This is a genomic window from Clostridium sp. YIM B02551 (assembly GCF_022324735.1).
GTDB lineage: Bacteria > Bacillota > Clostridia > Clostridiales > Clostridiaceae > Clostridium_T > Clostridium_T paridis.
In genome coordinates this window covers 1-6,973 of sequence record NZ_JAKGTF010000007.1, presented here as the reverse complement: position 1 = coordinate 6,973, position 6,973 = coordinate 1, and the positions used below count along the sequence as shown (strand labels likewise).

Genomic DNA, 6,973 nt, shown 5'->3' with positions numbered 1-6,973 from the left:
AAAAATGGCGGAGAGATAGGGATTCGAACCCTAGGTACCCGTGAAGGTACGCCGGTTTTCAAGACCGGTGCCTTAAACCAACTCGACCATCTCTCCGTTTATCAGAACAATTAGTATTATATCAAGCACATTATGAATTGTCAACAACATTTTATCTATTTTTTATTTAAATAGTTTTATGTTTCTTTTTAGCTAAAAACATGATTATTAAAATTGATAAAGTTAGTACTATTGTAACGACTAAACCTCCCTCAGGTCCAAAGGCTGCTCCATTTATTATATTTTTACTATTACTAAGAGTATTAAATATACTACCCACCATTATTGGATTTCCACTTACTAAAAAACCATATAAATTTCCTTGGGCCATATTCCAAGCACTATGTATAGCACATATACCCCAAATATCCTCAGTATAAATTGTATAAAATGCTGCAAAGATACCAAAAAGAATAAGATTTATTATTGAAAGCCTATCTATTCCATTATTAGCTAAGTGAAGAAACGCAAAATAGCATGAGGTTATTATAATTGCAATTAGCACATTATATTTTTTCCCAATAACAGGCATCATATATCCTCTCATCATGACTTCTTCCGATGCACCTTGAATGATCCAAGCAAATATAAGAATAATGAATGACGGTATTAATTTTGATGATAATTCTCCTTTATATATTTGTGCATTTCCTGACATAACTATTATTACAGTAATAAAGCTCATCATTAATAAACCAATGAGTATTCCAAACAAATATCTATTAAAGAATCCTTTATTTATTTTAAATCCAATTTCTTGAATCTTTCGCTTTTCAATAAATAAAACTAATATTATATACAGCCCTATTACAATTATCCTACTAGTTAGTAAATAAATTGGATTACTATCAATCAAAGTAATTTTACCTAAAATAAATTTATGTGCTATAACTATTGAAAAAAATTCACTTATTATTTCAATAAAGATTGGTATCAATAATACTAATATAATTGGTAGCGTTTTTTGTTTTTGTACTTGCTTAAATATACTATTTTCATTGCTAAACAAATACTCCATTCTTACCTCCATTCCAAAATATTTATAATACATATTTAAATAAATATTAATAGACTTCGGATTGTAGAATAATTTGCATAAAAAAAAGATTATCTTAACGATAATCTTATATTATAACTAAATTTCTTTTTTTATACTTTTAGTACATATAATATCAATTCCTGTATTTAAGATATTAGAGCATATTACATCTCCACACTTTATCGGTGTATTTGCATAAATTCTGCTAAGCATCTTAGATAATTCTTGCCACAACTCTATATCTATTTCTTCACTACTTCTTACAGGAATTAGTTTATGCTTTCTATTATCTTTTGTTCTTACTACACTTGTAAAAATATCTTTCCTTCCCATTTATAAATCCTCACTAAACCTCATCAAATTCTTTTATTCTTGATACCAAAAGATTAGAATTTTTTGAATCCTCTACAATATCAGTAAGCTTTTTATCCATTTCCCTCGCTAATATGCTTATAACCTTATCTATACAATAAGATCCATGACAATTTCCAAAAGTAGCACCTGTTCTTCTTTTAATACCTTCAACTGTTCTAGCGCCTAATGGTCTTCTTATTGCATCAACAATCTCTCCTTCGGTAATAGTATTGCACAGACAAACAACTTTACCATATCTATCATCTATCTTTATAAGCTCATTCTTTTGCTCATCTGATAATTCTCTAAATCTAAAGTATTCTCTTCTCTTATCTATAAAATCTCTCTTTAAGGTACACTTTAGATTATTAACTAATGATTCACAAAGTATTTGAGACAATGCTGGAGCTATTGTTACTTCTCCATAATGATCTCCTGTAACATTAATATAACCCTTTGATATTTCACTTTCATCTATTAACATTGAGTCTACATTAAACTCATCAGAAAACATGTAATTTATATCCCTTTTACTTAAGTTAGGTAATATACTATTTGAAGTTTTTATAAGCTCCTCATAGGATAATGCTACATCACTCTTAACTGCAACTAAAGTTCCTAATGAAAGTGTTGGAGTTTGGAATACAAATCCATTACTTTCTTCCCTTTCATTAATTACTAGCGTATCATTACATTCTTTAAAACTGTCATCCACTAAAAGATAATATAATTTTTTATCAACTTTAGTTTCTTCTTCATTTGTAGGATTTAAGTTATATTGCTCTCCAGGTATTGTATTAACAACAACTTTACATGTGAACTTATTCTTGCTTGTAGTTACTCTAAACCCCTTAGAAAGCTTTTTAATGTCTACTACATCTTCCTCTAATCTAAATATTACTCCATTATCAGCGGCCACTTCTGCATAAGCTAAAGCTAAATCATATGGACTTATTACTGCAGTATTTTGAGAATACAGTGCTTTTTTCACAGGAATATTCAAGTTTGGTTCAACTTCTTTTATATGTTCTTCATCTATAAGGTGTATATCCTTTATTCCTCTTCTTTTAGCTCTATCATACATTTTATATAACTTATCAACTGCAACATCTGTTTGAGCTATTCTAATGGATCCTATTCTTTTAAATGGAACATTAAATTTTGTTGCTACTTCCTCTATTAAGCTATTTCCCATATTCTCTAGAGATGACATTAAATCATTTGAACATTCAGCTCCATCATAAATTATAGCTGTATTAATAAAGGATAGATCATCTGCAATATCATAATCTTTTTCAATTAATGCTATATTCAGATTATATTTTGAAAGTTCATAAGCAATGGAACAACCAATAATTCCACCACCTAGTATTAATATATCATAATCCATTTTTTTAACCTCAACGCACTTTATTTCATTATCTACTTAATTATATCACATTTATTCTTTAAGCTTATTTATATCTTCTCCAAGCTTTTTAATATATTCTCCATATTCAGCCCAATTTCCTTTTGTTTGAGCATCCATAGCTTTATTATACAATTCCTTTATTTCCTTTGTTAGCTGACTATTTTCATTTATTTTTTCTATTTTATTTATCTGTCCTTTATAATCAAAAAGCTTCTTTAATCCATTTTCTATATTATCCTCTATTACTATTCTTTTACCATCTGATAAAATTATCTTTTTCATCTCTGGTATAGTTTTATCCACATCTGCTTTTAAATATATAGGAAGTAAATATAGTAAAGATTCTTCTACTGGAAGTATTACTGTCTCACCATATTCAACTTTTGAACCTTTTCCTTCCCATAAAGATAATTCCTTAGATATATCTGGGTCCTGTAAAATTTGATTTTTAAATAAATAAGGTCCATAAATAGTTTTATCTGTTGGGAATTTAAATAGAGTAATTTTTCCATAATCACTCTCATCCATCTTTACACTAATCATTGATACCATATTAGGTTTGTTTTTCACATTAAAGTAATCAAACAACATCATTTGCTGCTTATTTTCTCCTGGTAAACTTGTAACAAGGTATAACCCTTCATTAATATTTTGTTGACCAGACAAAGCACTTAAATTATTTGAAATCTCCCAAACATCTTCTGATGTAAAGAATTCCTTCGGATCAGCAGTATGATATTTTGATAATACTTCACATTGTAAATCAAATATCTTTTTAGGATATTTTAAATGTTCTTTAAGCCCAGTAGGAATATCATTCTTATCCTTAAATAACCCTTTGAATATTTTCGAATAACTTTGAATTATTGGGTCTGAATTATCTTCAATGTAATAATTCGTTTCTCCTGATGATGCATCTATTGTAACTTTAACTGAATTCCTTATATAATTAATCCCATTATAAGGTTCAGAGTAAGGAAAGCTTCCTGAAGTTGTATATGCATCTATAATCCAATATAACCTTCCTCCACTTATTACTACATATGGATCATCATCATAAGTTAAAAATGGAGCTATTTTATTTACCCTCTCCATAATATTTCTATTTATAAGAATCTTACTGTCATTATTAATTGCGCCTGAAAAAACTATTTTAGGATCCTTTTCAGCCAAACTAAAAATTAACCTATTAAAAATATTTAATTTTATTCCACCTTTATCATCATACTTATAGGAAGCTTGTTCCTTTTCACTAGGATAATCAAATTCTTCTTGAGATGTATCTACTATAGCATATTCGTTTTTTGCTTCACCATAATAAATCCTAGGGTTTTTTATTAATATACTGGATGAATTATCTAAAGGTATATTTTTTATTACAAAATCCGGTTGTCCTTGTTCTGTAACCTTGTTAACCCTGCTCATAGCTACTCCATACCCATGAGTATAAATTAAGTGCTTATTTTGCCATGTACTCATTGAATCAGTACTTATTTCTCTTGGAGATATAAATACTTGAGTATACTTTCCATCTATATTGTATCTATCTGTATCTATATCATTAAAGTAGTAATAACTTCTAATTTCCTGAACCTGATTATAAAAATTTAGAACTGGCGATGGAGAATTAATTTTTAAATTAGAAATTGTATCTTGATTTCTAATTATCTTTTCTGAATTCAAATTAGCTTGAGGTTCATAACTTTTTGTATTTATATTATTTATATTGAAAGCTCTTGTTGTTGCGTCTATATTATAACCTATATATTTGCTCTCATATTCCATTTCATTCGGCTTTACCATAACCTTATACACTACCTTATAAGTAACAGGTTCCAAAATCATAAGAAAAAGCACAAGAATAAATGGATACATTGATATTTTAAACTTATTCTTCCTTATACAAAAATAAGTAATAATAGATGAAACTATAGCTATCACAATAATAATTTTATAAAACAATAGCGTAATATTTATATCTGTATAACTGGCCCCAAATGAAGCTCCTCTATTGCTATATAGTAAATCAAAGCTTTTTACTACATATTTTATTGAAATAAGAACAAGAAATATAGGTAAAAGTATTCCTATCTGTTTTTTTGAAAATTCTTTAAGATAATCTAATAATTGCTTAAATGATTTAAATTTATTATTTATAAAATATTTCTTTATTGATACTAATGTATAAAAGCAAATTGAAAATAAAGTAGTAATTATTATTACTTCTATTAAAAAGTTGCTTAATATTTTAAGTAATGGGAGCTTAAAGACATAAAAAGAAGCATCTAAATTAAATATTGGTTCTCTATAATTAAAACTAACAGAATTCGAAAATAAGACTATTTCGTACCAATACTTAGTAGATGTATATATAGAAATTAGAAAAGAGATTATTATATTAGTTATTGAAACACCTTTTCTTATCTTTTTTAAACTGTTTTCGTCTATTTCATCTTTAATATTATTAAGAAGTTTTTTACTAAATAAATTTACAATAATAAAGCATATTAAAAAAAGTGGAATTAATATCTCGACTATTGAAATCAATCTAGTAAAATATAATTTAATGTAACCTAACTCTATAAACCATTCTATATTTATAATTAACTTAGCAGAGAATAGAAGTGCACTCATTATTAGAATTAAAATAAGAATAAATACTGCTAATTTCTTATTTCTCATAAATTTCACCCCGTATTAATCTTTTAGCAAATAGCCTACTTTCTCTAAATCCCTTATAATCATATCCATATCATCTTTGTTTTCTGTTGAAATAGTATGTAAATGAATCCCCTCTGTTAATGCAGATAAAGGTTTTGCCTTAAACTTCTTATACTTTTCAAGAAAATTATTTAAATCATTTAAATTTCTTATCATTAGATTTCCTTTAAGCTCACCATAAATAGGATGTTCAATAATTACATCTTCAATCATTCCACCATACTTTATTACTATTTCTAATTCATTTATCATTTCACTTGAATTATGACATAAAGCTAAAATTCTCCTATATCTAGAATTCTCCTTATTCATAATATATCCCTCAGGAGTTGCGACAATATTACTTCCAGCTGCTCTTATTATTGCTATATCTTTTACTATTACCTGCCTAGTTACACCAAATATTTTAGCTATTTCGCTGCCTTTTAATGGACTCTTGCTATTTACTATATAATTAACAATTTCCTTTCTTCTATCTTCACTATTCATATTCCACCTCATTAATTTTTATTATCACAATATTTAATTATTTCTAATATTTCATTTGATGTCTTTATTTTATGATGATGTTCTTCTATAACCTTAAGAAATTCTACATCATACTTTTTATTTAGTTTTAATATCTCATATCCTTTTTCAGGGTGATTATAATATATATCTATTATTTTGAAATTACTATATCTACTTATTTTTCCGCTCGTAACCTTATCCAAAATAACTACAAGTGATTTTTCAAATACATTTAATGGTCTCTCAATTTTACCGATATCATGTAATAACGCAATTTTAACGATTTTCTCTTTATCTATTTTTTGTATGACATTATTTGAATCTTCTATATACTCTAATGCATCTTTTGCTACCCTTATACTATGCTGCTTATCAGATTTCTTTAATAACTGAAACAATTTCTTTTCATCTTCATCTAAGTACCTTTTTATATATTCATCATCAATATCCTTATAGATAGCTTCTATCGCCCACATAAATTGTTTTATCCTATAAAACATTCCTATCTCCTCTCACTTGTATCTTACATTATAAGCGTATAATCACATTCTAATACATTTAAAAATTAATTTCTATATTTTCACATTGTTGTTATTATAAAAATAACTTTCTATATAATAAAAAAAACCGTAAACTTTATGTTTACGGTTCTCTTTGGTGGAGATAAAGAGATTCGAACTCTTGACCCCCTGCGTGCAAGGCAGGTGCTCTCCCAGCTGAGCTATACCCCCATATGGTGGACCTTCAGGGACTCGAACCCCGGACCTACCGGTTATGAGCCGGTTGCTCTAACCAACTGAGCTAAAGATCCTTATTATAAAAAAATAAAATTGGCGATTCCCTACTCTCCCACACAGTCTCCCGTGCAGTACCATCGGCATCTCAAAGCTTAACCGTCC

6 protein-coding genes and 3 tRNA genes are annotated in these 6,973 nt (G+C 27.6%); all 9 read right to left on the bottom strand.

Annotated elements, in window-relative coordinates:
* Window positions 1–5: 5 nt before the first annotated feature.
* A tRNA-Ser gene (locus L1S47_RS09440) sits at window positions 6–96 on the bottom strand.
* A gap of 70 nt (window positions 97–166) precedes the next feature.
* Complete coding sequence (locus L1S47_RS09435; protein WP_238883338.1) at window positions 167–1,057, bottom strand: CPBP family intramembrane glutamic endopeptidase; 891 nt, start codon at window positions 1,055–1,057, stop codon at window positions 167–169.
* Window positions 1,058–1,174: 117 nt separating this feature from the next.
* Entirely contained in the window at window positions 1,175–1,411 is a 237-nt protein-coding gene (locus tag L1S47_RS09430) for a DUF1667 domain-containing protein (protein ID WP_238883337.1), read from the bottom strand.
* A gap of 13 nt (window positions 1,412–1,424) precedes the next feature.
* The gene (locus tag L1S47_RS09425; protein ID WP_238883336.1) at window positions 1,425–2,822 is read right to left on the bottom strand and encodes an FAD-dependent oxidoreductase; all 1,398 of its coding nucleotides are present in this window, start codon (window positions 2,820–2,822) and stop codon (window positions 1,425–1,427) included.
* Between the two features lie 51 nt (window positions 2,823–2,873).
* Window positions 2,874–5,525, bottom strand: coding sequence for a UPF0182 family protein (locus L1S47_RS09420; RefSeq protein WP_238883335.1), 2,652 nt, complete (start codon window positions 5,523–5,525; stop codon window positions 2,874–2,876).
* A 15-nt stretch (window positions 5,526–5,540) separates the two neighbouring features.
* Window positions 5,541–6,053, bottom strand: coding sequence for a transcription repressor NadR (locus tag L1S47_RS09415; protein ID WP_238883334.1), 513 nt, complete (start codon window positions 6,051–6,053; stop codon window positions 5,541–5,543).
* An 11-nt stretch (window positions 6,054–6,064) separates the two neighbouring features.
* Window positions 6,065–6,574 (bottom strand): HD domain-containing protein, encoded by a 510-nt coding sequence (locus L1S47_RS09410; protein WP_238883333.1) that lies wholly within the window; start codon window positions 6,572–6,574, stop codon window positions 6,065–6,067.
* A gap of 155 nt (window positions 6,575–6,729) precedes the next feature.
* Window positions 6,730–6,805 (bottom strand) — tRNA-Ala (locus L1S47_RS09405).
* 3 nt (window positions 6,806–6,808) lie between these two features.
* Window positions 6,809–6,885, bottom strand: a tRNA-Ile gene (locus L1S47_RS09400).
* Window positions 6,886–6,973: the final 88 nt, after the last annotated feature.